Genomic DNA, 22,915 nt, shown 5'->3' with positions numbered 1-22,915 from the left:
AAACACGCCCATTACTGTTGTTTTATGACGGGAATTCAAAGCACCCGCAGAGGCATGGCAACGCGGCCCGCTTCAATACGGTCGAGAAGTGCGACGGCTGTGAGAACAGACACAGCAAGAAAACATGCCCCCAAACCCAGAACAATCATTGCTCAATCCCTATGACGTCATGTCGTGATTTGCCGGGGATATAACACGAAGCTTGCTTCGAACTTGTAGCAGCGGCGCAACGTCACACCAGTATTTCATGGATGGTTATTCGCGTTGCTCCGAAAGCCGACATTCATAAAATGGGTATTAACCTTCAGGCAAGGAATTAACCATAAACATTGCAATACACGTCGGAATGGGAAAATTGTAGCGTTCCTAGCAGGCATGACGCCGAACCGCCGTACCGGCTTAATCCGGTATCGATCTCTCAAGTAGCTCTAAGATAGTCCGCACTGATCGCGACAGGTCTGAGCGCCGGCGTTAGCCCGCGTCACGTCCGATCGTTATCCGTGTCGATGTCAGGAGGCTTGATTTCTCTTCGGGCAATAGGCCCGGGCATTGGTTTGGGGACAGGCGTGGGGCAGAATATGCCATCGGATCAGGATCGTGGAGCACAGGCGGGCAGCCTGCGTGACCGCCTGCGCTTTGCCGGCCTCGATGCCGAGCAGTGCGAGATGGTGCGGCGCTATCGCCCGGCGCTCCAGCAGCACTTGACCTCAGGCCTTCGCGATCTTTTCCAGCGTTTCCAGTCTTTCCCCGATGCTGCCCGCAATTTCGAGAGCGAGCGTCAGGTCGATCGGCTCCATGATCTGCAGACGTCGCACTGGGATGTGCTGACCGATGCGCGCTTCGACAGCCTCTACGCCGAGCGCGTCAAGGTCCTGTCGGATTCCGAAAGCAAGATGGGACTGGACCCTCGCTGGCATGTCGCCGGCCATGGCGTCGTCCTCGAACATGTCATAGCCGGCCTCGCCGATGAGCTCGCCGGCTCCTCCTTCCTGCCAAGCGTCAAGCGCCGCAAGCGCGAGATCGCCGATCTCATGACCGCGCTCATCCGCCTCGTGATGGTCGATGTCGAGATCGCCGTGTCGCTGCGCTTCAATTCCCTGCGGGCCTCGCAGCAGCGCCAGATCGCCGATCAGCGAAACAGCGACAAGGCCGAGGTCGCCCGCGTATTCTCCGACGTCATCGAAGGTCTGGCCGCCCGCGACCTGACGGCCCGCGCCGTCGTCACCGAGGACGGTCCGCATAATGATGTCGCCCTGGCGCTGAACGGCGCGCTGGAAGCACTGCAGACCGAGTTCGGCGCGATCAGCGAACGCACCTTGAAGGCCGAGGCATCCGTGCAGGTGCTTGGCCAGTCCGCCCGCAATCTCTCCGGCCACGCCTCCGGCCACGCCGAGCAGCTGCTGGCCTCGGCCGCGACACTCGCCGATCTCTCCGAAAACGTGCGTCGCAGCGTCGCCGGCAGCCGCGCGGCCGAGGACGCAGCCGCATCGACGCGCGCGGCAGCCGAAGCAAGCGGTGAGGTCGTCGGCCGCGCCATCTCCGCCATGGCCGATATCGAGCAGTCCGCCGAGCGCATCGGCCAGATCATCGGCGCCATTGACGAGATCGCCTTCCAGACCAACCTGCTGGCGCTCAACGCCGGCATCGAAGCCGCCCGCGCCGGCGATTCCGGCCGCGGCTTTGCTGTTGTCGCGCAGGAAGTCCGTGCGCTGGCGCAACGCTCGGCTGATGCTGCCCGCGAAATCAAGACGCTGGTCACCACCACCAAGTCGCAGGTGGATGCCGGCGTGCAGATGGTCGGCCGTACGCAGGATTCGATCGGCAGCATCGTGCGCCAGGTCACCGATATCAACGCCGCCATCGCCTCGGTCGCCAGCCAGACCAGCGACAACGCCTCCGTGCTCGACGTGGTTACCACCGACGTCAAGGGTCTCGGCGCACGCGTCGCAGAAAGTGCCGGCGCCGCATCGCATGCAGCCGACGGCGCCGACGATCTCCACACCGTCATCGTCGAGCTTGGCCGCACGGTTCGCGAGTTCCGCATCGCCCGAAATCGCGCCGAGGCTGCAGAGCGTCGCCCCGTTCGCGCCGTCGATGTCCAGCCCGCCCGCCGGGTTGTCGAGGAAGCCGACGCGGCATTCGATTTCAACCCTCCGCTCGCAAGTTTCGGAGGCGGACGAAATGCTTACTGAAGCACTGAATTATGACGGCGGCTCACATTCGTTGGGCGCCAATCAGCAGATAGGAAAAGTCTGATGGCAGCAAAAAAGAGTGGGAAGACGCTGAATCTGGCGGCGACCATTGACCTCAATGAAGCATCGGCTCTGCGCGACAAGTTCCTGTCGATGCGCGGCAGCGCCGTGTCGATCGACGCATCGGCCGTCGAGCGCATCGGCGCTCTCGGCGCGCAGGTGCTGATGTCCGCCGCCAAGACCTGGGATCAAGACAAGCATGCGTTCACCTTCACCAAGGTTTCGGACGCGTTTCAGAAAACCATGCAGCTGATCGGTGTGGATGTTCACCCGCTGCTCGCCAAGGAGATTTAGTAATGAAGAAAAGAGTGCTGACCGTGGATGATTCACGGACGATCCGTAACATGCTTCTCGTGACGCTCAACAATGCGGGCTTCGAGACGATCCAGGCTGAAGACGGCGTCGAAGGTCTCGAGGTTCTGGAGACATCCCACCCCGACGTCATCGTCACCGACATCAACATGCCGCGTCTCGATGGCTTCGGCTTCATCGAAGGCGTTCGCCGCAACGACAAGTACCGCGCCATTCCGATCCTGGTCCTGACGACCGAAAGCGATGCCGAGAAGAAGAATCGTGCACGCCAGGCCGGCGCCACCGGCTGGATCGTCAAGCCTTTCGACCCTGCCAAGCTGATCGATGCCATTGAGCGCGTAACCGCTTAAACTCAGGAATTTCTTTTATGGATATGAACGAAATCAAAGAGATCTTTTTCCAGGAATGCGAGGAACAGCTCGCGGAACTGGAATCCGGTCTTCTGAAAATGAATGATGGCGATCGTGATCCGGAAACCGTCAACGCGGTATTTCGCGCCGTTCACTCGATCAAGGGCGGCGCTGGCGCCTTCGGTCTGGACGATCTCGTCGCCTTCGCCCATGTGTTCGAGACCACACTTGATTGCGTTCGTTCCAACAAGCTAGAGCCGACCCAGGACGTCCTGAAGGTCATGCTCAAGTCGGCCGACGTGCTCGCGGACCTGACCAATGCCGCCCGTGACGGCGGCAGCGTCGACGAAAGCCGCAGCCGTGGCCTCGTCAAGGAGCTGGAAGCGCTTGCCAACGGCGAACTCCCATCGCCGTCAGCCGCTTCCGAAGCGCCTGCAGCCGCCCCAGTGCCGGTTGCCGCAGCACCCGTCAAGCCGACCGACGAGAGCGGCTTCGAGCCGATCCCGTTCTCGTTCGACGACTTCAGCGACGACGAGACCTTCGAGATCACCTTCAAGCCGCGCTTCGAGCTCTATTCCAAGGGCAACGATGCGACACTGTTGTTGCGCGATCTGAGCCGCCTCGGCGAGATGAGCATCTATTGCAACATGGATGCGCTGCCGGGTGTCGACGAGCTCGATCCCGAAGCCGCCTATTTCTACTGGAACATCACGCTCAAGACCGACAAGGGCGAAGAAGCGATCCGCGCGGTCTTCGAATTCGCCGAGTGGGATTGCGAGCTGACCATCACGACCGTCGCCGCCGAAACCGAAGCCGCTCCGGCCGAGGAACTGCCGATGGTGCCCGTTCCCTTCGACCTCTCGGCGCTGGATGACGGCCCGGAAGCTCCGGCCGCTGAAAAGAACGATGCAGTTGCTGCAGTTGCTGCTGCCGAAACGGCTTCGAACGTGACGCAGATCGCGTCCGCCGCCGCCCGCGTCGAAAAGAAGGAATCGGCCGCTGCAGCCAACGCCGCTGCTGCCGCCGCCGCCCAGAACAATGCCGCCGCCAACAGCGCCGGCCAGACCATCCGCGTCGATCTCGATCGCGTCGACCGCCTGATCAACCTCGTCGGCGAGCTCGTCATCAACCAGGCGATGCTCTCCCAGAGCGTCATCGAAAACGACACGACCGGCACCTCTTCGATCAACATGGGCCTCGAGGAGCTGCAGCAGCTCACCCGCGAGATCCAGGATTCGGTCATGGCGATCCGCGCGCAGCCGGTGAAGCCGGTCTTCCAGCGCATGTCGCGTATCGTCCGCTAAGTCGCCGACATGGTCGGCAAGTCGATCCGCCTCGTCACAGAAGGTGAAAATACCGAAGTCGACAAGACGGTTATCGACAAGATTGCCGAGCCGCTGACCCACATGATCCGCAATGCCGTCGACCATGGCATTGAAAGCCCGGAAAAGCGCACTGCCGCTGGCAAGGATCCTGAGGGTACGATCAAGCTCACCGCGAAGCATCGTTCGGGCCGCATCCTGATCGAACTGCAGGATGACGGCGGCGGCATCAACCGCGAACGTGTCAAGCAGAAGGCAATCGACAATGACCTGATCTCGCCGGACGCCAACCTGTCCGACGAGGAGATCGACAACCTGATCTTCGCGCCGGGCTTCTCGACCGCGGACCAGATCTCGGACATCTCCGGTCGCGGCGTCGGCATGGACGTCGTCAAGCGTTCGATCCAGGCGCTCGGTGGTCGTATCAGCATCACATCGAAGCCGGGCCAGGGCTCCGTCTTCACCATGAGCCTGCCGCTGACGCTCGCCGTTCTCGACGGCATGGTCGTCACGGTCGCTGGCCAGACACTCGTGGTTCCGTTGACCGCGATCGTCGAAACGCTGCAGCCGGAAGCTTCGGCCATCCACTCCTTCGGTGCCAGCCATCGCCTGATCTCGATCCGCAACTCCTTCTGCCCGCTGGTCGATGTCGGTCGCATCCTGAACTTCCGCGCCACCCAGGCCAATCCGGTCGAAGGTGTTGCCCTGCTCGTCGAATCCGAAGGCGGCGGTCAGCGCGCGCTGATGGTCGATGCGATCCAGGGTCAGCGTCAGGTCGTCATCAAGAGCCTTGAGGCGAACTACACCCACGTTCCGGGCATTGCCGCGGCAACCATCCTGGGCGACGGTCGTGTCGCGCTCATTCTCGATGTCGACGCAGTCGTGGGCGCTTCGCGCGGCCAGGCGCTGAGACAGGAAGTATCCCTGGCGGCGGCGGGTTAAGTTATGTCCTATATCGTGAAAAATCTGAGCGAAGGGCACCGCGAGCTGATCGCGTTCCGCGTCGGCGATCAGGAGTTTTGCGTCAATGTCATGTCGGTTCGCGAGATCCGCGGCTGGACGCCGGCAACGGCCATGCCGCACTCGCCTTCCTACATGAAAGGGGTCATCAATCTGCGTGGCGCCGTGCTGCCGATCATCGATCTATCGGCCCGTCTCGGCATGAAGCCGACCGAGCCGACGCAGCGCCATGTCATTATTGTGGCCCAAGTTCACCGAAAAGTAGTTGGTCTGCTTGTAGATGCGGTGTCGGATATACTGACTGTTAGTGAAGACAACGTACAGCCAACGCCCGAGATCGCGTCCGAACTGCAGCGCCAGTTCGCGCGTGGGATCATGGCGATCGAAAAACGTCTGATCTGCCTGTTGGAACTGGAAGCCATATTCCCTGACGCGGAAAGCGAAGCTGCATGAGTGTCTTGAGTGCAAAAGATGTAAGACCGGGGAGCCCCGATGAGGTTCTGGCGAGCGGCGAATACCCGCTGACGCGCCGCGACCTCACGGAAATCGCCGCGATGATCTACTCGGATGCGGGCATTTTCCTCAACGAGACCAAGGCATCGCTGGTCTATTCGCGTCTTTCCAAGCACATTCGCAATCTCGGCCTCTCCGGCTTCCGCGAATACTGTTCGCTGGTGTCTTCGCAGGCGGGTGCTGGGCCGCGCCGCGAAATGCTGTCGCATCTGACGACCAATTTCACGCGCTTCTTCCGTGAAAACCATCACTTCGAGCATATGCGCGATCACGTGCTGCCGGAGTTGTTGCAGCGTGCCAAGTCGGGCGGTCGCGTCCGCATCTGGTCGGCCGCCTCGTCGGATGGCCAGGAGCCCTATTCGATCGCGCTGACGGTGCTGTCGATGATGCCGAATATCGCCGATTACGATTTCAAGATCCTCGCCACCGATATCGATCCGAAGATTCTCGCCATCGCCCGCGCTGGCGCCTACGACGAAAACGCGCTCGAAACCGTTTCGCCTGCCATGCGCAAGCAGTGGTTCAGCGAGGTCAATATCGACGGGCGCCGCAAGTTCCAGGTCGATGATCGCGTCAAGCGGCTGATCACCTATAACGAGCTCAACCTGATGGCCCAGTGGCCGTTCAAGGGCAAGTTCGACATCATCTTCTGCCGCAACGTCGTGATCTATTTCGATGAACCGACCCAGATGAAGATCTGGTCGCGCTTCGCCGAGCTCATGCCCGAGGGCGGTCATCTCTATATCGGCCATTCCGAGCGGGTGTCCGGCGATTCCAAGCATGTCTTCGACAATATCGGTATCACCACATACCGCTATACGACCAAGGGCTTTGGGAGGAAGGGATGAGCATGGCGGCACGTGTTCTCGTTGTTGACGATTCTCCCACCATGCGCGGTCTCATCACCGCCGTGCTGCAGTCGGATCCTGACGTCGACGTCATCGGCCAGGCCGGCGACGCCATGGAAGCGCGCGAGGCGATCAAGAAGCTCAATCCGGATGTCGTGACGCTCGACATCGAAATGCCGAACATGAACGGCCTCGATTTTCTCGAAAAGATCATGCGCCTGCGCCCGATGCCCGTCATCATGGTGTCGACGCTGACGCATCGCGGCACCAACGCCACATTGGCGGCATTGGAGATCGGCGCGTTCGATTGCGTGAGCAAGCCGCAGCCGGGCGACATGCGCCCCTTCGCCGACCTCGCCGAAAAGGTAAAGGCCGCCGCCCGCTCGCAGCGCCGCCCGATCATGGCCCCGCAGCCCGTAACACCGCCGCCCGCGGTTGCCGATTATCGTGTCGGCCGCAAGGTGGTCGCGATCGGTTCCTCGACCGGTGGCGTGGAAGCGCTGATCACCGTGCTGCAGAAATTCCCGGCCAACTGCCCGCCGACGGTGATTACGCAGCACATGCCGTCGACTTTCACCAAGAGCTTCGCGGAGCGGCTGAACCGCCTCTGCGCTCCTGTCGTGCAGGAAGCGACCGATGGTGCGCGGCTCGAAATCGGCAAGATCTATCTGGCACCCGGCGGTGAGCGGCACTTGCAGGTGGTCAATCCATCGGCGCCCTGCTGCCGCCTTGTCGAGCGCGAGCCGGTAAACGGCCATCGCCCCTCGGTCGATGTTCTCTTTGATTCGGTCGCCGAGCTTGCGGGTCGCAATGCTGTCGGCGTGATCCTGACCGGAATGGGCCGCGACGGCGCCGCCGGTCTCCTGAAAATGCGCCATGCAGGCGCCCGTACCCTCGGACAGAACGAAAAGACCTCGGTGGTCTACGGGATGCCGAGAGTAGCTTTCGAACTCGGGGCTGTCGAACAACAGCTGCCACTCAATGCCATTGGCGAAGAAATCTTGAAGATGACCGCCCGTAAGGAAGGAACTGACTAATGTCACTCGCAGAGAAAATCAAAGTTCTGATCGTTGACGATCAGGTCACCAGCCGCCTGCTGCTCAGCGACGCGCTGACCCAACTCGGCTTCAAGCAGATCACCGCCGCCGGCGATGGCGTGCAGGGCATGAAGATCATGGCCCAGCAGCCGCATCACCTGGTCATCTCCGACTTCAACATGCCCAACATGGACGGTCTCGGCTTCTTGCAGGCTGTTCGCAGCAATCCGACGACCAAGAAGGCGGCGTTCATCATCCTCACCGCGCAGGGCGACCGCGCGCTGGTCACCAAGGCAGCGGCACTCGGCGCCAATAACGTCCTGGCCAAGCCCTTCACGATCGAAAAGATGAAGGCGGCCATCGAGGCCGTATTTGGAGCATTGAAATGACGATCGAGGTTGCGGCCCGCCGTGTTCATATCATTCAGGGCGAATGGAAGGTCCTGAATGATCCGAACGCGGTCTTGACGACCATTCTTGGCTCGTGTGTGGCTGCATGCCTACGGGATCCTGTGGCCGGCGTGGGAGGGATGAACCACTTCCTTCTGCCGGGCAACGCCACGACGCCTATGACGGGGGGAGATGCCACGCGCTATGGCGTGCATCTCATGGAACTGCTGATCAACGGTCTCTTGAAGCAGGGCGCGCGTCGCGACCGCCTGGAAGCCAAGATCTTCGGAGGAGCGAAGACGATCTCGACATTCTCGAATGTCGGGGAACAGAATGCCGCTTTTGCCACGCAGTTTCTGAAGGATGAAGGCATCCCCATCGTCGGTTCAAGCACCGGCGGCGATCACGGGCGCAAGCTCGAGTTCTGGCCGGTTTCCGGTCGCGCTCGACAGTACCCGCTCACAGGTGCCGAAACCCAGAAGACCGTCGCGCTCGAACAGCGTCCGGTTGCTCCGCAGAAGCCAGTTGAAACCAGTATCGAATTCTTCTGAGCCGAGGTCCTAATGAATGTGAATGCGCAGGCGGATCAGCCGTCGCCGGTCGAAGCACTGCCCGATATCCTGATGCGGGTCGTGTCGGAACTGCACGATGTCGCCTATCTGATTGAACGGATCGAGCCTCAGCTTCTGGAAATCGGCGGCGAGAATCTGCTGAACGCCCCTGAGAGCATGAAGGTCCTGCAGGGGATCGATCTTGCCGTGCAGAAGGCGCGCGGCATCGCCGAATTCATCGACACGATAACCGGCGAGATCTCCAATGAATGGATGGTCGACGTCGCAACCGCGCTCAGCCTCGTGAAGCTCAGCGAGATGCAGCGCGCACTGGGCGGTGGCGGCATGCGCCATGATCATTCCCAGCCGATCAACAAGGCAGCCGGCGACTTCGATTTCTTCTAGAGCCTTTCCTGGTTGGCTTCATGCTAATCGGGAAAGCTCTGCCCGGCCTCTTACTTACACGTCAATACGAAACGCTCGCACAAGTTTCGGCTTCTATAGGTCAAATTAGGCGATAGGCCTGCTTTGTCTGTAAAGATCGTGCGAGAACAGAATGAATCTGTTAAATCAATTACTTCCGGTTATTAGGAACTTCAGTTCCCTTGGGCGGAATCGCCTGCTGGCGTTGGCCGGCATCGGGGTGGTTTCCGTGGCGCTTATTCTCGGCGCCGCTCTATTGGTGAACAAACCCGCTCAGGAAACGCTCTATGTCGGGCTTGATTCGTCCGATTTGAACCAGATCAGCATTGCGCTCGCAGAATCGAACATTGCGTTCCAGGTCGGCTCCGACGGTTCGAGCATCACCGTGCCCGCCGGCATGACCGGCAAGTCGCGTCTGCTGCTCGCCGAAAAGGGCCTGCCCAACAGCAACAATGCCGGCTACGAACTCTTCGACAAGGTCGGCTCGCTCGGCCTGACCTCCTTCATGCAGGAAGTCACCCGCGTTCGCGCGCTGGAAGGTGAGATTGGCCGCACGATCCAATCCATCTCCGGCGTATCGGCGGCACGCGTTCATATCGTCATGCCCGAGGTCGGCAATTTCCGCCGCGCCGAGCAGAAGCCGACGGCATCCGTCATGCTTCGAGCGAGTGCCTCGACCGGCCGCGCCGCGGCAAGCTCCATCCGTCACCTCGTCGCCTCGGCCGTGCCGGGGCTCGATGTCGGTGACGTGACCATTCTCGATTCCGCCGGCCAGCTGCTCGCCTCCGGCGACGAGGCCAGCAACAGCAACCTCAACCGCTCGCTCGGCATCGTCCAGAACGTTCAGTCCGAGATCGAATCCAACATCGACAAGGCGCTCGCCCCGTTCCTGGGGATGGACAACTTCCGTTCCAGCGTTACCGCCGACCTGAACACGGACGCCCAGCAGATCCAGGAAACCGTCTACGATCCGGAATCCAAGGTCGAGCGCTCTGTGCGCTCCACGAAGGAAGCGGCCCAGTCGCAGCAGACAGCCAACGACAACGCCACCACCGTCCAGCAGAACGTGCCGCAGGCCGCTCCTCCGTCTGGTGGCTCAAGCGGACCGGCCTCGCAGGACAAGTCCGACAAGAAGGAAGAGCAGACCAACTACGAGATCAACAGCAAGACCACGGCGACCACGCGTAACAGCTACAAGGTCGAAAAGCTGTCGATCGCTGTCGTGGTCAACAAGGGCCGTATCGCCAAGATGGTCGGCGAGCCTGTCGATCAGGCGAAGATCGATGCCTATCTCGCCGAGATGCAGAAGATTGTTTCGTCCGCTTCCGGCATCCGCACCGATCGCGGCGACGTGGTCACCGTCACGGCCATGGACTTCCTCGAAAACCAGCTTCTTGAGGAAACCGGTTCCGGCGTCCGTGTCATGGACATGCTGAGCCGCAACCTCGCCGGCATCATCAACTCGCTCGCCTTCGTGGTCGTCGCCTTCCTGGTCATCTGGATGGGTGTCCGTCCGATGGTCCGCAGCATGAACGGTGGCGGTGCCGCAATCGCCGGCGACACCTCGATCGAAAGCGCCGGTCTCGAACTTCCGGACTTCGCTCCGGCAGGCGACGCCAGCGGCGGAGCCCTCATGGACGGCTTCGGCTCGGACTTCGGCTTCGACAGCACGGAAGATCTCCTCAGCCTCGGCGACGACGACGGCAGCTTCAATCGCCGGGTCAAGGAAGGGCCGGAGCGCAAGCTCGCCCGCATGGTCGAGATCAACGAGGAACGCGCAGCGAAAATCCTCAGGAAATGGGCGGTCGACAACGCCGCATAACAAAAGGGCCGGGAAACCGGCCCTTATCTTTTTTGGCACATCGCAAGCACGAAAACGGTGCATGACTCGCGTTTGACGCGAATCGTATTGCCATATGGCCTCGAATCATCTTAGCTTACTATAACTTCTAAGAGATGAATTCCTTGTGCGAATCGCCGCACAGTTCGCGACAAAAGTAAATCCCCAGAACTCGGAGATGGTGATTTGCTTTCATTGACGTAACCTTGGATGATTCGCGGGGAAGGTGCATTTCTTTGCTGACAGACGTGATCAAGCTTTTTTCGTGATAGGTTCTCAGCCTCAGGAATTGCCAATGGACATGCAGATATTGCAAGCTCTCAAGAGCGAAACGAGGACAGGGAACTTCGTCGGGATTGCTGCGACCAACCTGTCATCGCGCTCGGAACTCATTGCCCAGCTGTGTGAGATAGCGGGCACGGGAAGGTTGCAGCCGGGGTTGCGCATCCTGACCGATTACGTGGGGGCTTCGCACTATCTCCTGGCGCGCGCTGATTTGCTGCAGGAAGCCGGCCTCGATTTCGTGGTCTCGTCCGATTGGCCATTCGATCTCGTCACCAATCTCGCAGAGGCGTTCGTGGGCGGTTTCGGTCGCGCCACCGAGCTTGAGAAGTGCATGCAGCTCTTCCAGCCGCATTTCGCCGTCTTGCCTGACACAGCTGACGTTCCCGATGGTGCAAGCCGCCAATATTGTTCGCTGATGTTCAATATCGGGCGCTCGCGCCTGGCGCTGATGTTCCTGTTCGACGATGGCTTCATCCTCTCGCAGGAGCGCCTCAGGGATGTCGGCCTTCTCACGGCCTATTACACCAGCCTGCTACAGTACAGCGGTACCAAGTCCGATCGCGACTTCGAACTGACCGATCGCGAGCTCGAGTGTCTCTTCTGGATCGCCGAAGGCAAGACCAGCGACGAAATCGCGATGATCCTCGGCATCTCGCGAAACACGATCAACAACTACATTACCAGCGTCATGCGCAAGACGGCGACGAAGACCCGTTCCGAAGCCATCGCTTTCGCGGTCAGAAACAACCTGGTGTAAGGAGGGCGCGCTCATGGCATATGCATCGGGCCGGTCGATCAGCAGCTCCGACACCATCTCGCGCTCCACGCGCGCCAACAGGGTCAGCAGCCGATCCGATCTTTTCCCGCGCCTCGTCGCCATGCAGAAGCTCGCCGACGCGCAGAACTTCGCGGTCTACCGCATGTCGGGCTCCGGCCTCCCGGCCAAGCAGCGCCTGATCTGCGAGCTGGAGAACTGGGGTTCGGCCAATGCCTCACTGCACAAGAACTTTGTCGATGCCTATGGCGACGCGCTGATCGAGCACGTCGAGAAGTCGCTCTTGCCGCTCGCCTGGGCCGGCAGCCATGATCGCAGCTTCCCTGGCGCCATCGGCATGGCGCCATTCGTCGTGCGCCTTCCAGATGGCCTCGTGCCGTTCTCCGGCCTTGCTTTCCCCGTTCGCCTCGGCGCGATCGGCAACGGCTTCGTCGTCTTCACCGGCGATGATCTCGATCCACCGAACGAGATGGTCGTCGAGCTGCACGGCCGCGCCTGCCAGGTGATGATCGACCTGCTGTCGCTCGACGAGCGTCGCGTCGCCGCCGCCGAAGCGCTCAGCGAACGCGAGATCGCCTGCCTGCAGCTCGCCGGCGATGGTCGCATCAGCGAAGAAATCGCCGACAAGCTGGGCCTGTCGGTGCACACCGTCAACGCCTATCTCGGCTCGGCGACGATCAAGCTGGATTCGGTCAACCGCATCCAGGCGATCGCCAAGGCAATCCGGCTCGGCTACATCAGCTGAGACATGCTTTCTGCGGAATAGTTAGCTCGCGAGCGCCTGAAGCGGCGGCACATTGTAGCGCGCCTGGTTGAGGCTGTGCTCGAGAAACGCCGTGTTTTCGTGCGGATTCGCCGAAGGGTTCTCGAAAGCGATGTGGTTGATCTCGATGCCGGCATGCTCGGCGGCGAGCGTCAGCTGCGCGTAGACGGTCACGCCGCGCGGCTTGATCTCCAGGTCGATGACAACCTCGGGCTTGCCGCCCCATTCCAGCGTATAGCTGCCGCCATGGCCGAAATTGACCGTGCCGGGATGAAAGAACATCTCGGCTGCCGAGGAAACGAGGTCTGAAAGATTGCCGTAATACTCAAATCGCAGGATCGAAATCAGGTCCGAAGCGTCCAGCAGCCGCAATTCGGTGGCGACCGGGCTGATTGCTTCGGCAAGAATCTTCTCGCGCTGGGCAGAGTAGGGGCATTTTTTCATTCGTTTATCTTACCCGGTTGTTCTTGGCCTGCGCCGCGTACACCCGATGAATGAGTTCCGCGACGGCCTTGTAGAATACTGACGGGATGACACTATCCACCGAGACTTGCGCAAACATGGAGCGCGCAAGCGGCGGATCTTCGAAAACCGGTATTCCGTTCGTCTCGGCGATCTCTCTGATTTTTAACGCAATTAGGTCCTGGCCCTTGGCAACGACGATCGGCGCGTCGTTTTCCTCGCGCACATAGCGCAGCGCAACGGCAAAGTGGGTCGGGTTGGCGATGACCATGGTGGCGCGCGGCACGTTCGCGATCATGCGGCGTCTTGCGCGGTCGCGCATCAATGCGCGCTGGCGGCCCTTCACGAATGGGTCGCCCTGCGATTGCTTGTTTTCTTCCTTGATTTCGTGGCGCGACATCTTCAGCTCGGTGAACCAGTGATAGCGCGTCCAGAAGAAGTCGACGATCGCCACCAGCGCGGTCGCGATCAAAACCACCAGCGTGATCTTCTGCATGGCAGACATCATGCGGGTGAAGATCGTCGTCGGGTCGGAAAATATCGCATCGATCGACGCGAAGTAGTCGCTGCGTAGCATGAGCACCATGACAACGCCGACGATGACGATCTTCGTCAGCGATTTGCCGAACTCGATGAGGCCCTGCAGGCTGAAGAGTCGCGACCAGCCCTTGGCCGGCGATATGCGCGACCATTGCGGCCTGATCCGCTCGAGAATTGGCACCGGCAGGTTCTGGCCGATCGAAGCGGCAACGCCGAACACCATGAAGAGAATCATCGCTGGCGCGAGCAGCTGCGCACAGACCCAGCCGAGGTGGACGAAGAGCGACAGGACATCAGGGCCGGTATCGATCTTCCACTGGTCCGGCTGCTCGAAAATATCCTTCAGCGAAGCCCCGACGGCGCTGAGCCCGTTCGGCAAGAAGAAGATCAGATAGATGTAAGTGGCGAGAACCGTGGCGAAGAGGGGCAGTTCGCGCGAGAAGGGGGTATTGCCTTTCTCAGCCGCGTCGCTTTGCTTTTTCGCGGTAGGCGCTTCTGTTTTACTGTCCTTGTCGTCGTCCGCCACGGTCGCGACTCCTACTCAAAAGAAAAGGCCGCGCCAGCGCGCGACCCTTGCTTTTGTAGTCCCCGTGGGTGCCGCGATCAATCGCGGCGTTCGTCTCGGGCCTATCTGTACACAGTAACAGCGGCTTAGGCGGCGGCCGCACCTTCGGCTTCGCCTTCCTTGAGCTGGATCTGGCCGGAATTGGCCAAACGAATCGCTTCCTGTGCAATGGCGCGGCGGGCGATCGCGATCTCGCGCGGGTTGATGCCCGTCGTGCCGCTCTGCAGGTCGGATTCGATCATGCGGCGCTGACGCGGGCTGATCGAGGCGAGAACGGCTTCCTTCATCTCCGAAGAGGAGCCACGCAGCGCCATGGTCAGGATATCCGCGGAAATGTCGTTCAGCAGCATGACGCGGCTGCGCTGCGGCATGATCATCAGGTCTTCGAACAGGAAGATCTTCGGACGAACCTTGTTGACCGATTCGCGGCTGATCGATTCGAGCGACGTGAGCAGGGTATCGACCTGCGGCTTGTCCATCTCGTTCATCAGTTCGGCAACCTTCGTCGAGCCGATCGAATTCTTCTCGGCGTCGATCTCGGCGAGCAGCGTCATGACCTGCTTTTCGATGATCTGCGCTGCCTTCGGGCTCACGGACTTCAGGTTGACGGTGCGGTTCATGATGTCGGCGCGGCGGCCGTCGGGGATCTGCATCAGCACCTTGGCGCCGAAGGAAGAGGGCATCATGGAAAGGATGTAGGCGACCGTCTGCGGGTGTTCGCGCAGCAGGAACTTGCCGATGAAGGCGGGATCGCCTTCGCCCAGCCGGTCCCAGATCGAGGTTTCATAGGCTTGGAACGCCGTCCGGCGGCCAAGCAGGCTGTCGACTTCGTCGGGCGTCAGCCCTTCTTCGAGGATGCTTTCGATCGCCTTGGCGTTGTCCATCAGACCTGCACCTTCGGTGAACAGATCCTCGAACTCGGCCACAAGGCCGAGCAGCTCATCCGGCGGGATCGCGCGCAGAGCCTGCGCGGATCCGATAATCGTCTGCAGTTCGGCCTGCGTGAAATACTTCAACAGTCTGCCAGCAACCCCTTTCCCCATCGCGAGGAGAACGGCCGCTGCTTTCTCAGCCTGGGTCAACGGTTTCTCGGCAAGAGCGCCGCCGAAATCGTCAAAGTCCATCATGGTCTAACCTCTCCGTCCCTACAGCGGGATCAGGCTTTCTTAGTACCTAAAACTTCTATCAGTTTTACGCCAAAACGTGTGTCGTCATTTTCGAGAACGGTGATCTCGCCGCGCGCGATCTTGCGGCCATTCACCATGATTTCGACCGGCTCGCCGATCTTCTTGTCCAGCGCGATCGTGGCGCCTTCGTTCAGGTTCATCAGGCCGGAGACCTGCATGCGGCTGCTGCCGAGCATGATCTGAACATCGATCGGGATGTCCATGATCAGATCCATGTTCGACTGCATCGCGCTGCCGAGCGGGGCTGCGACGCCAGGGGTCGCCGAGCTGTCGCCAAAATCGGAAACGCCGCCGAAGTCAGAGGAGCCTCCGAAATCGCCGCCACCAAAGTCGGTGTCGGTGCCGGTCTCCAGATCGCCACCAAAGGCCGACAGATCGGTGCCGCCGCCAAACGCGTCGAGATCGCCGCCGCCGAAATCGGGCATGCCGCCGTCCGCGTCGGTTTTCAGAACGCCACGCAGGTCATCGATAGCCTGATCAAGCTCGGCTTCGTTGCCTGGTTGCTCGAGATCGGTGCTCTTTGTTTTTTTCGTCGCCATGAAATCACTATTCCAGTTGAAACTTGCCTCAACCTGCCTTGAGGGGCAGGGGCCGAAATCGGTTAATTCATTAAGTAGCGGATGAGGTCGTCATCCGAGTTGATCGTATCCTTCACCCGGACGGTATAATTCTCGCCCGAGCGCCCCAACTCGCACACATAGAGCTCTTTGCTGTTGGCACTGACATCGACGCGGACGTCACCGCTGTCGAGGAAGGGAATGACGTCGCCGGCCGCAAGCTTGGAGATCGTGCGCAGCGTCAGCTCCTGAAGGCGGACTTTTGCTTCCAGCGTCACCTGCGAGCGGCGGACCTGCTCGCTCATCTGCTCCGTCCATTCCGACGAATTGGCCGATGCGTTCTTGGCGCGCGGCACGACAACGGTCGTCTTCAAGAGCGCAGCCTGGGGAACGATCAGCGAGAATTCCGATGTGATGCCTGACAGCGTGATCGACATGTTGATCGCGGCTGCGAATTCATCCGGCTTGTCGTCCGGCGCCTTTGGCCGCGTCTCGGCGGCGTGCGGCAGCTCGAGGCTGGGCTCGAACCCGCCTGGCGCGTTGACGGCCGAGCGCAGCACGTTGGCGATCTTTTCGAACACCGTGACGGCCAGTTCCAGCTCGATGATCGAGAGCAGGCGGTCCGCCGGCTGCTCGACAGTCTCGGGTGATGCGCCGAGCAGATGCTCCATCAGCGTGATGACGAAACCGTTGCCGCAGGACAGCGTGAAGTCGGGCGACCAGTTGCGAAGCGATCCGTCGACCAGCGTTACGCTCTCTCCGAGATCGGCGACCAGGTCGTGCTTGTAGCCGGCGTGGCAGCCGAGATAGTTGACCTGCACGTCGAGGTCGGTCTCGCTCTTGATGACATCGGGGAGAAACACCCGGTAGACGTCGCCGAAGGCGGCGCAGAGCTTTTCCACCGTCGCCTTGTCGCCCAGCCGGCCTGTCAGCTTCGCGAGCAGCGCGTCGTCCATCAATGGTTTCTGGAGTTGAGCGTTCATGTCCGTTTAGGCCGCCTTGTTCTCGCCACCGGGGTTCATCATTTCCTGCTCGACGGCGTCGATCGAAGGACGCTCGTAGGCCGAGATCGTCTTGCGGCCGTATTCGAGAGCAACCTGCGGAACCGAGCCGTTCATGTAGGCAAGCAGCGTCTGCTTGACGATGACGTAGAGGCGGTGCTGCTTGGAGCGCACGATCTTGATCTGCGAGGTGATCGGCGAGCATACGCAGTAGGAAAGCAGAATGCCGAGGAAGGTACCGACGAGCGCCGAGCCGATCAGGTGACCGAGAACTTCAGGCGAATCGTTGATGTGCGCCATGGCCTTGATGACGCCGAGAACGGCCGCGACGATACCGATTGCCGGGAAGGCGTCGCCCATCGTCTGGATGGCGTGGTAAGGCTTCATCTTGTCGTGAAGGATCGTGTTGATCTCTTCGTCCATCAGCGCTTCGATCTCGTGGCTGCGTGCGTTGCCGATGATGATGAGGCGAACGTAGTCACAGATGAACGCCGTGATTTCCTTGTTCTTCAGGATGGTCGGCGCGGACTGGAAGATCGACGATTCGGCCGGATTGTCGATGTGAGCTTCGATCTCGTTGCGCGACTTCGTGCGCAGGTCGCGCATCAGCGAATAGAGAACGCCGAGCGTGTCGAGGTAGTTGCGCTCCTTCGGAACCGAATGCTTGAATGCTTCCCCAAGCGCCTTGCCCGAGTCTTTCACGACCTTCATCGGGTTGGCCATGATGAAGCTGCCGATGCCGGCGCCGCCGATGATGACGAGCTCGAAGGGCTGCCAGAGCGCGTCGATGTGACCGCCCATGGCCATGAAGCTGCCGACGATACAGCCGCAGACAATCACAAATCCGATAATGATATTCATCGCCAGTCCAAACCTGATCGTTATTTTCAACCGAAGGGATAGGAGCGCTGGCTTGCGTGAGGCTGATCCTTGCCTTGACGATTAAGCTTTCCGGCAAGCTTTTTGCCAAGCATTCCAGATGCCAGCTTCGCGCAAGGATTTGCTGACAATCTATTGGTGACGAATGGGCCACCATGCCCATGTCTGAGATGCCGCCTCAGCGGGATCGGGGTCGAACACACTGCAAACGCCCTGGTTTCGTAACGTTCATCGCCAATGCCAGGAGCCTACCCAGATGCAATCCGGTCTTTATGTTTCGCTGTCGTCGCAGATGGCACTTATGCGTCGCCTCGACACGATCGCGGACAACCTGGCGAACGTGAACACGACCGGCTTCCGCGGCACCGAGGTCAAGTTCAACCAGCTGATTGGCGATACCGACAACAAGCTCAACGCGAAGATCGCCTATGTTTCGCAAGGCAACGACTACCTGTCCGCCGACAATGGTGAAATGAACCACACCGGCAACATGCTCGATTTCGCGATCAAGGGCGATGCCTGGTTCTCGCTCGACACGCCAGCCGGCCGGGTTCTGACCAAGGATGGCCGCTTCACGCTGACCGATAACGGTGAGCTGGTCTCTGTGCGCGGATATCCGGTGCTCGACACCGGCGGCGGGCCGATCATGCTCGACAGAACCGCTGGCGAGCCGAAGGTCGGCGCCGACGGCATGATCTACCAGAACAACCGGCAGGTCGCCGCGCTGGGCCTCTTCGAGGCGGATATCTCCAAGGGTTATCTCCGCTATGAGAACAGCGGCATCATGACCACCCAGACGCCGACCGCCGTTGTCGACCGCTTCAATGTCGGCGTCCAGCAGGGCTATCTCGAAAATTCGAACGTCAACGCGATGCGCGAAATCACTCAGCTGATTGAGGTCAACCGTGCTTTCGAAAGCATGACCTCGCTCACCAAGGACAGCGAATCCTCCTTCGGCGAAGCCATCAAGACGCTGGGCGGTAGCCGCTAAGCGGAAGGTTTGATCCATGGGCAATGAACAGCTGACCGAGGCGGCGCTTTCCAAGAAGCTGATCCATCTCGAAGCGCTCTCCGCACGCTACGCCAATCCCGATTTCATGATCGCCCCCGGCGGCCATGTGCAGACCATCGCGACCGGTCACTACACGGTCACGGGCCTGTCGCGTCATCTGCGTCTGGGAGAGTTCGTCGCCCACAAGTCGGCGACGGGCGTGCATCTCGGTGAAGTCGTGCGCGTCGAGCCGGATCTTGCCTATGTCTGCCCCATCGAGCCAGGCGAGCCGATCGGTGTTCACGATACCGTCATCCGCAAGGGCGCCTTCCGCATCGCGCCGTCTGACAGCTGGTGCGGCCGGACCATCAGCTCGCTCTGCGAGCCGATCGACGGCAAGGGCCCCGTTGTCGAGGGACTGAAGCGCCGCTCTATCTCCAACACGGCGCCGCCCTCGATGACACGCCAGCGTGTCGAGAAGGGCTTCAAGACCGGCGTGCGCGCGATCGACATCTTCTCTCCGCTGTGTCTCGGCCAGCGTCTTGGCATTTTCGCCGGCTCGGGCGTCGGCAAGTCGACCCTGCTCTCCATGCTTGCCCGCGCCGACGCCTTCGACAAGGTCGTGATTGCGCTCGTTGGCGAACGTGGCCGCGAAGTGCGCGAATTCATCGAGGATACGCTCGGCGCCGACATGCAGAAATCGGTCGTCGTGGTTGCGACCAGCGACGAAAGCCCGATGCTGCGCAAGATGGCGCCGCTGACGGCGATCACCATCGCCGAGCATTTCCGCGACCAGGGCGACAACGTGCTGCTGATCGTCGATAGCGTCACGCGCTTCGCCCACGCGATCCGCGAAGTCGCGACCGCTTCCGGCGAGCCGCCGATCGCGCGCGGCTATCCGGCCTCCGTCTTCACCGAACTGCCGCGCTTGCTCGAGCGCGCCGGCCCCGGCCCGGAAGGCACCGGCACCATCACCGCCATCATTTCGATCCTCGTCGATGGCGACAATCACAACGATCCGATCGCCGACTCCACCCGCGGCATTCTCGACGGCCACCTCGTTCTCCAACGCAGCCTGGCCGACGAGGGCCGCTATCCGCCGATCGATCCGCTCGCATCGATCTCGCGTCTGGCCCGCAAGGCCTGGACGCCGGATCAGGAGAAGCTCGTCTCGCGCCTCAAGGCCCTCGTTCACCGCTACGAGGAAACCCGCGATCTTCGCCTGATCGGCGGCTACCGGCAGGGCGCCGATCCGGATCTCGACATGGCGGTCAAGCAGGTGCCCGTCATTTACGACGTATTGAAGCAATCCCCCGGCGATCAGCCATCCCCGGATTCCTTCGCCGACCTGGCCGGAGCCCTGAAGGCGGCCGCCGGCATCGGCAACCAGCCGGTACGCAGATAGCCGAATTAGAAGATAGCCGACGCTTGAAGATAGAAAGACTAGATGTGACCGATTTCGACGATGACGAAAAGATTCCGCCGCTGAAGCCGCAGGGCCGTCGCAGGTCGACGTTCAACGATCGCGTTCTCACGGTCGCGGGTCTGCTGCTCGCCGGCGCATCCGCGATCTTTCCGTGGTACGTGTTCTTCAACGAGAACAAGTTCGGTCTCAATGTCGCCGAAGGCGACCGCACGCGCGACCTGCCGAACTGGCCGGCGCGCAATGTCTTCAGCGTTTCACCGCTGGCGATGGCCAACAGGAACCCGCCGGAAGTAAAGCCCGAGGTCCCGGTCGACCCGCTGACGACGGCAACGGTCTCCTCCATCGGCAAGGAAGACAACAAGGGCGCCCCCGCCGAAGATCAGCCGTTCCCCGGCAAGTCGGCCTTCCGCCTGCTGCATGTCGCCAACGGCCGTGCGCTGATCGAGGATACATCGGGCATGTATGTCGTTCGCGTCGGCTCGATCCTGCCGGATGAGAGCCGTCTTGCGACGCTCGAGCAGCGCGACGGAAAATGGGTGATCATCACGTCCAGGGGTGAAGTTTACTGACGTCGTGGACGTCGGGCCAGCATCGGCTTTTCAAGGCTCCTCCGCCCAGCGGGGGAGCCTTTTTCGTCTCTGCCGATCCCAGCTCGCCCTTATGAAGCAAGAACGCATTCTCCGTAAGTCTGACGCAAGATTACCGACCTAGGTTCGGGGCAGTAAAAAGGAGAGTTCCATGCAACCGATTCAACTGTTCGACTTGGCCTCGCGGCAGGCGGAATGGCTGTCGATTCGTCAGGAAGTCGTTGCCGGCAACATCGCGAACGCCAACACGCCAAAGTATCGCGCCAAGGACATCACGCCTTTTCAGGCTGTTCTCGACAATTCGGACGTGGCGATGGCGCGGACCAACGCCGCACATCTGAGCGGCAACGATCTCAGCACCAAGAACGACATCGACGTTAAGGATGCTGCGCTTGACGAGGAAATGGGCGTGCAGGAATCGGGCAACACGGTCGGTCTCGCCGAGGAGCTCTCCAAGGCTGGCGAAATCAAGCGCCAATATGAGCTGAACACCTCGCTCGTGGGGTCATTCAACCGATTGATGCTTATGACGGTGAAGAGCTAAAAACATGGATCCTTTGTCAGCCGCTTCCAAAATCGCAGCCTCCGGCCTTGAGGCGCAGTCGACGCGTCTTCGCATCGTCTCGGAAAACATCGCAAACTCTCGCTCCACGGGGGATACCCCAGGCGCTGATCCTTACCGCCGCAAGACCATAACCTTCGGCGAAGCCATGGATCGCGCAACGGGCGTAACGACGGTCAACGTCAAGAAGCTGGGCGTCGATGAATCAAAGTTCAGCACCGAATTCGATCCCAACAATCCTGCTGCGGACGCCAAGGGCGTGGTCAAGCTTCCGAACGTCAACATGCTGGTCGAGATGGCCGACATGCGCGAGGCCAACCGCTCCTACGACGCCAACCTGCAGGTCATCAAGCAAACCCGCGATCTCGTTTCATCGACAATCGACCTTCTGAAGAGCCAATAATGATTAACAGCATAAACAGCCTCAGCTCCCTGTCGGTAACGCGTGATCTGAGCGGCGTCGATCTCGGCAAATCCCAGGCCTCGTCGTCCGCCCAAAGCGCCACCAACGACGCCAGCTTCGCATCTGTCCTCGGTAATGCGGCCACCAACGCTGTCAATTCGATCAAGGGCGCTGAAAACATGTCCTTCGAAGGCATCAAGGGCACCGCGACGACGCGTGAAGTCGTCGATGCCGTGATGCAGGCGCAGCAGACCCTTCAGACCGCGATTGCCATTCGAGACAAGGTCGTTTCGGCCTTCCTCGAAGTAACCAAGATGCAGATGTAGTTGATTTTAAGGATTGAGCCATGAGAGCGCTTGCCATTGCAGCAACGGGCATGGATGCCCAGCAGACCAATCTTGAGGTCATCGCGAACAACATCGCGAACATCAACACCACAGGCTTCAAGCGCGCCCGCGCCGAGTTTACGGATCTGCTCTACCAGACCGAACGCGCGCAGGGCGTTTCGAACCGCGCCAACCAGGCGATCGTGCCCGAGGGCGCGAATATCGGTCTCGGTGTCCAGACGTCCGCTGTCCGCAACCTGCACATCCAGGGCGAACTTGCCCAGACCGGCAACGACCTCGACGTCGCCCTGATCGGCCGTGGCTTCTTCCAGATCCAGGCGCCAGACGGCACGACGCTCTACACCCGTGCCGGCGCGTTCAACAAGAACGAGACCGGCCAGATCGTCACCGTCGACGGCTACACGGTCGCGCCGAACATCACCATTCCCGTAGGTTCGACGCAGCTTACCATCAGCCGCTCCGGCGAAGTGACGGCAATGCTGCCGGGCCAGACAGTGCCCACGACTCTCGGACAGCTGCAGATCGCCGACTTTGTCAACGAAGCCGGTCTGAAGCCGCTCGGCGACAACCTCTTCCAGGAAACGCCGGCTTCCGGCCAGCCCGTCGTCGGCACACCCGACGATCCGGGCTACGGCTATCTGAAGCAGAGCTACCTGGAATCGTCCAACGTCGACCCGGTGAAGGAAATCACCGAGCTGATCTCGGCACAGCGCGCTTACGAAATGAACTCCAAAGTCATCACCACCGCCGACGAAATGGCCTCCATCGTCAGCAAGAACCTGAAGTAA

At 60.6% G+C, this 22,915-nt stretch carries 25 protein-coding genes and 1 pseudogene; 20 read left to right on the top strand and 6 right to left on the bottom strand.

Going from position 1 to position 22,915, the window contains the following annotated elements; translation table 11 throughout:
* Positions 1-578 precede the first annotated feature (578 nt).
* The 13 genes and pseudogenes from ACODTZ_RS26835 (at position 579) to visR (ending at position 12,602) form a co-directional block, all read left to right on the top strand.
* Positions 579-2,192, top strand: a complete 1,614-nt coding sequence (locus tag ACODTZ_RS26835) for a globin-coupled sensor protein (protein WP_489029382.1) — start codon at positions 579-581, stop codon at positions 2,190-2,192.
* A 63-nt stretch (positions 2,193-2,255) separates the two neighbouring features.
* On the top strand, positions 2,256-2,546 hold the full coding sequence (locus ACODTZ_RS26830; protein ID WP_047507366.1) for an STAS domain-containing protein: 291 nt from the start codon (positions 2,256-2,258) through the stop codon (positions 2,544-2,546).
* 2 nt (positions 2,547-2,548) lie between these two features.
* The gene (gene cheY1, locus ACODTZ_RS26825) at positions 2,549-2,914 is read left to right on the top strand and encodes a chemotaxis response regulator CheY1 (protein WP_018898407.1); all 366 of its coding nucleotides are present in this window, start codon (positions 2,549-2,551) and stop codon (positions 2,912-2,914) included.
* A 17-nt stretch (positions 2,915-2,931) separates the two neighbouring features.
* A pseudogene (locus ACODTZ_RS26820) lies at positions 2,932-5,178 on the top strand (chemotaxis protein CheA).
* Between the two features lie 3 nt (positions 5,179-5,181).
* Complete coding sequence (locus ACODTZ_RS26815; RefSeq protein WP_018898409.1) at positions 5,182-5,649, top strand: chemotaxis protein CheW; 468 nt, start codon at positions 5,182-5,184, stop codon at positions 5,647-5,649.
* Positions 5,646-6,557: a protein-glutamate O-methyltransferase CheR gene (gene cheR, locus ACODTZ_RS26810; RefSeq protein WP_018898410.1), complete on the top strand. Its 912-nt coding sequence runs from the start codon at positions 5,646-5,648 to the stop codon at positions 6,555-6,557. The genes ACODTZ_RS26815 and cheR overlap by 4 nt, the downstream gene beginning before the upstream one ends.
* A complete protein-coding gene (gene cheB, locus ACODTZ_RS26805; protein WP_047507370.1) occupies positions 6,554-7,594 on the top strand; it encodes a protein-glutamate O-methylesterase CheB in 1,041 nt (346 codons plus the stop codon). The genes cheR and cheB overlap by 4 nt, the downstream gene beginning before the upstream one ends.
* Positions 7,594-7,983 (top strand): response regulator, encoded by a 390-nt coding sequence (locus ACODTZ_RS26800; protein WP_018898412.1) that lies wholly within the window; start codon positions 7,594-7,596, stop codon positions 7,981-7,983. The genes cheB and ACODTZ_RS26800 overlap by 1 nt, the downstream gene beginning before the upstream one ends.
* The gene (gene cheD, locus ACODTZ_RS26795) at positions 7,980-8,534 is read left to right on the top strand and encodes a chemoreceptor glutamine deamidase CheD (protein WP_047507372.1); all 555 of its coding nucleotides are present in this window, start codon (positions 7,980-7,982) and stop codon (positions 8,532-8,534) included. The genes ACODTZ_RS26800 and cheD overlap by 4 nt, the downstream gene beginning before the upstream one ends.
* A 12-nt stretch (positions 8,535-8,546) precedes the next feature.
* Positions 8,547-8,939 (top strand): chemotaxis protein CheT, encoded by a 393-nt coding sequence (cheT, locus tag ACODTZ_RS26790; RefSeq protein ID WP_489029375.1) that lies wholly within the window; start codon positions 8,547-8,549, stop codon positions 8,937-8,939.
* A 151-nt stretch (positions 8,940-9,090) separates the two neighbouring features.
* Positions 9,091-10,779 carry a flagellar basal-body MS-ring/collar protein FliF gene (fliF, locus tag ACODTZ_RS26785; protein ID WP_047507377.1) on the top strand — a complete coding sequence of 563 codons (1,689 nt, stop codon included), beginning with the start codon at positions 9,091-9,093 and terminating at the stop codon, positions 10,777-10,779.
* Between the two features lie 313 nt (positions 10,780-11,092).
* Positions 11,093-11,839 (top strand): transcriptional regulator VisN, encoded by a 747-nt coding sequence (visN, locus tag ACODTZ_RS26780; RefSeq protein WP_047507379.1) that lies wholly within the window; start codon positions 11,093-11,095, stop codon positions 11,837-11,839.
* A 13-nt stretch (positions 11,840-11,852) separates the two neighbouring features.
* On the top strand, positions 11,853-12,602 hold the full coding sequence (gene visR / locus ACODTZ_RS26775) for a transcriptional regulator VisR (RefSeq protein WP_047507381.1): 750 nt from the start codon (positions 11,853-11,855) through the stop codon (positions 12,600-12,602).
* A gap of 21 nt (positions 12,603-12,623) precedes the next feature.
* On the opposite strand, the gene ACODTZ_RS26770 is transcribed toward visR, so the two are convergent.
* The 6 genes from ACODTZ_RS26770 to motA all read right to left on the bottom strand — a co-directional run bounded on the left by ACODTZ_RS26770 (position 12,624) and on the right by motA (position 17,793).
* Positions 12,624-13,064 (bottom strand): hypothetical protein, encoded by a 441-nt coding sequence (locus ACODTZ_RS26770; protein ID WP_047507383.1) that lies wholly within the window; start codon positions 13,062-13,064, stop codon positions 12,624-12,626.
* Positions 13,065-13,068: 4 nt separating this feature from the next.
* The gene (flhB, locus tag ACODTZ_RS26765) at positions 13,069-14,148 is read right to left on the bottom strand and encodes a flagellar biosynthesis protein FlhB (RefSeq protein ID WP_047507385.1); all 1,080 of its coding nucleotides are present in this window, start codon (positions 14,146-14,148) and stop codon (positions 13,069-13,071) included.
* Positions 14,149-14,273: 125 nt separating this feature from the next.
* Positions 14,274-15,314, bottom strand: coding sequence for a flagellar motor switch protein FliG (fliG, locus tag ACODTZ_RS26760; protein WP_018898420.1), 1,041 nt, complete (start codon positions 15,312-15,314; stop codon positions 14,274-14,276).
* Positions 15,315-15,343: 29 nt separating this feature from the next.
* Positions 15,344-15,913 (bottom strand): flagellar motor switch protein FliN, encoded by a 570-nt coding sequence (gene fliN / locus ACODTZ_RS26755; protein ID WP_047507388.1) that lies wholly within the window; start codon positions 15,911-15,913, stop codon positions 15,344-15,346.
* Between the two features lie 62 nt (positions 15,914-15,975).
* Positions 15,976-16,914 carry a FliM/FliN family flagellar motor switch protein gene (locus ACODTZ_RS26750; RefSeq protein WP_047507392.1) on the bottom strand — a complete coding sequence of 313 codons (939 nt, stop codon included), beginning with the start codon at positions 16,912-16,914 and terminating at the stop codon, positions 15,976-15,978.
* Positions 16,915-16,920: 6 nt separating this feature from the next.
* Positions 16,921-17,793: a flagellar motor stator protein MotA gene (gene motA / locus ACODTZ_RS26745; RefSeq protein ID WP_018898423.1), complete on the bottom strand. Its 873-nt coding sequence runs from the start codon at positions 17,791-17,793 to the stop codon at positions 16,921-16,923.
* Between the two features lie 274 nt (positions 17,794-18,067).
* Here motA and flgF point away from each other — a divergent pair, with 274 nt between their 5' ends.
* From flgF to flgG, 7 genes are all read left to right on the top strand, one after another.
* Positions 18,068-18,802 (top strand): flagellar basal-body rod protein FlgF, encoded by a 735-nt coding sequence (gene flgF / locus ACODTZ_RS26740; protein WP_047507394.1) that lies wholly within the window; start codon positions 18,068-18,070, stop codon positions 18,800-18,802.
* 16 nt (positions 18,803-18,818) lie between these two features.
* Entirely contained in the window at positions 18,819-20,207 is a 1,389-nt protein-coding gene (fliI, locus tag ACODTZ_RS26735; protein ID WP_489029370.1) for a flagellar protein export ATPase FliI, read from the top strand.
* Positions 20,208-20,251: 44 nt separating this feature from the next.
* Entirely contained in the window at positions 20,252-20,797 is a 546-nt protein-coding gene (locus ACODTZ_RS26730) for a hypothetical protein (protein ID WP_047507398.1), read from the top strand.
* A 169-nt stretch (positions 20,798-20,966) separates the two neighbouring features.
* Positions 20,967-21,359 (top strand): flagellar basal body rod protein FlgB, encoded by a 393-nt coding sequence (flgB, locus tag ACODTZ_RS26725; protein ID WP_047507399.1) that lies wholly within the window; start codon positions 20,967-20,969, stop codon positions 21,357-21,359.
* Between the two features lie 4 nt (positions 21,360-21,363).
* Positions 21,364-21,780, top strand: a complete 417-nt coding sequence (gene flgC, locus ACODTZ_RS26720) for a flagellar basal body rod protein FlgC (protein ID WP_047507401.1) — start codon at positions 21,364-21,366, stop codon at positions 21,778-21,780.
* Positions 21,780-22,106, top strand: a complete 327-nt coding sequence (gene fliE, locus ACODTZ_RS26715; protein ID WP_047507403.1) for a flagellar hook-basal body complex protein FliE — start codon at positions 21,780-21,782, stop codon at positions 22,104-22,106. The genes flgC and fliE overlap by 1 nt, the downstream gene beginning before the upstream one ends.
* A 20-nt stretch (positions 22,107-22,126) precedes the next feature.
* Positions 22,127-22,915: a flagellar basal-body rod protein FlgG gene (flgG, locus tag ACODTZ_RS26710; RefSeq protein ID WP_047507406.1), complete on the top strand. Its 789-nt coding sequence runs from the start codon at positions 22,127-22,129 to the stop codon at positions 22,913-22,915.

The sequence above is a fragment of the Rhizobium sp. FG113 genome (assembly GCF_057809895.1).
Note: the sequence above shows the minus strand (reverse complement) of the source record. Positions and strands in the feature narration are given on the sequence as shown.

Coding starts and splice junctions, on each gene's coding strand:
- flgG (WP_047507406.1), top strand. CDS start 22,127: ATGAGAGCGCTTGCCATTGCAGCAACGGGCATGGATGCCCAGCAGACC.
- visN (WP_047507379.1), top strand. CDS start 11,093: ATGGACATGCAGATATTGCAAGCTCTCAAGAGCGAAACGAGGACAGGG.
- flgF (WP_047507394.1), top strand. CDS start 18,068: ATGCAATCCGGTCTTTATGTTTCGCTGTCGTCGCAGATGGCACTTATG.
- ACODTZ_RS26815 (WP_018898409.1), top strand. CDS start 5,182: ATGTCCTATATCGTGAAAAATCTGAGCGAAGGGCACCGCGAGCTGATC.
- fliG (WP_018898420.1), bottom strand. CDS start 15,314: ATGATGGACTTTGACGATTTCGGCGGCGCTCTTGCCGAGAAACCGTTG.
- fliE (WP_047507403.1), top strand. CDS start 21,780: ATGATTAACAGCATAAACAGCCTCAGCTCCCTGTCGGTAACGCGTGAT.
- cheR (WP_018898410.1), top strand. CDS start 5,646: ATGAGTGTCTTGAGTGCAAAAGATGTAAGACCGGGGAGCCCCGATGAG.
- fliN (WP_047507388.1), bottom strand. CDS start 15,913: ATGGCGACGAAAAAAACAAAGAGCACCGATCTCGAGCAACCAGGCAAC.
- cheD (WP_047507372.1), top strand. CDS start 7,980: ATGACGATCGAGGTTGCGGCCCGCCGTGTTCATATCATTCAGGGCGAA.
- fliI (WP_489029370.1), top strand. CDS start 18,819: ATGGGCAATGAACAGCTGACCGAGGCGGCGCTTTCCAAGAAGCTGATC.
- motA (WP_018898423.1), bottom strand. CDS start 17,793: ATGAATATCATTATCGGATTTGTGATTGTCTGCGGCTGTATCGTCGGC.
- flgC (WP_047507401.1), top strand. CDS start 21,364: ATGGATCCTTTGTCAGCCGCTTCCAAAATCGCAGCCTCCGGCCTTGAG.
- ACODTZ_RS26830 (WP_047507366.1), top strand. CDS start 2,256: ATGGCAGCAAAAAAGAGTGGGAAGACGCTGAATCTGGCGGCGACCATT.
- ACODTZ_RS26800 (WP_018898412.1), top strand. CDS start 7,594: ATGTCACTCGCAGAGAAAATCAAAGTTCTGATCGTTGACGATCAGGTC.
- ACODTZ_RS26770 (WP_047507383.1), bottom strand. CDS start 13,064: ATGAAAAAATGCCCCTACTCTGCCCAGCGCGAGAAGATTCTTGCCGAA.
- fliF (WP_047507377.1), top strand. CDS start 9,091: ATGAATCTGTTAAATCAATTACTTCCGGTTATTAGGAACTTCAGTTCC.
- visR (WP_047507381.1), top strand. CDS start 11,853: ATGGCATATGCATCGGGCCGGTCGATCAGCAGCTCCGACACCATCTCG.
- ACODTZ_RS26750 (WP_047507392.1), bottom strand. CDS start 16,914: ATGAACGCTCAACTCCAGAAACCATTGATGGACGACGCGCTGCTCGCG.
- ACODTZ_RS26835 (WP_489029382.1), top strand. CDS start 579: ATGCCATCGGATCAGGATCGTGGAGCACAGGCGGGCAGCCTGCGTGAC.
- cheY1 (WP_018898407.1), top strand. CDS start 2,549: ATGAAGAAAAGAGTGCTGACCGTGGATGATTCACGGACGATCCGTAAC.
- flgB (WP_047507399.1), top strand. CDS start 20,967: ATGCAACCGATTCAACTGTTCGACTTGGCCTCGCGGCAGGCGGAATGG.
- cheT (WP_489029375.1), top strand. CDS start 8,547: ATGAATGTGAATGCGCAGGCGGATCAGCCGTCGCCGGTCGAAGCACTG.
- cheB (WP_047507370.1), top strand. CDS start 6,554: ATGAGCATGGCGGCACGTGTTCTCGTTGTTGACGATTCTCCCACCATG.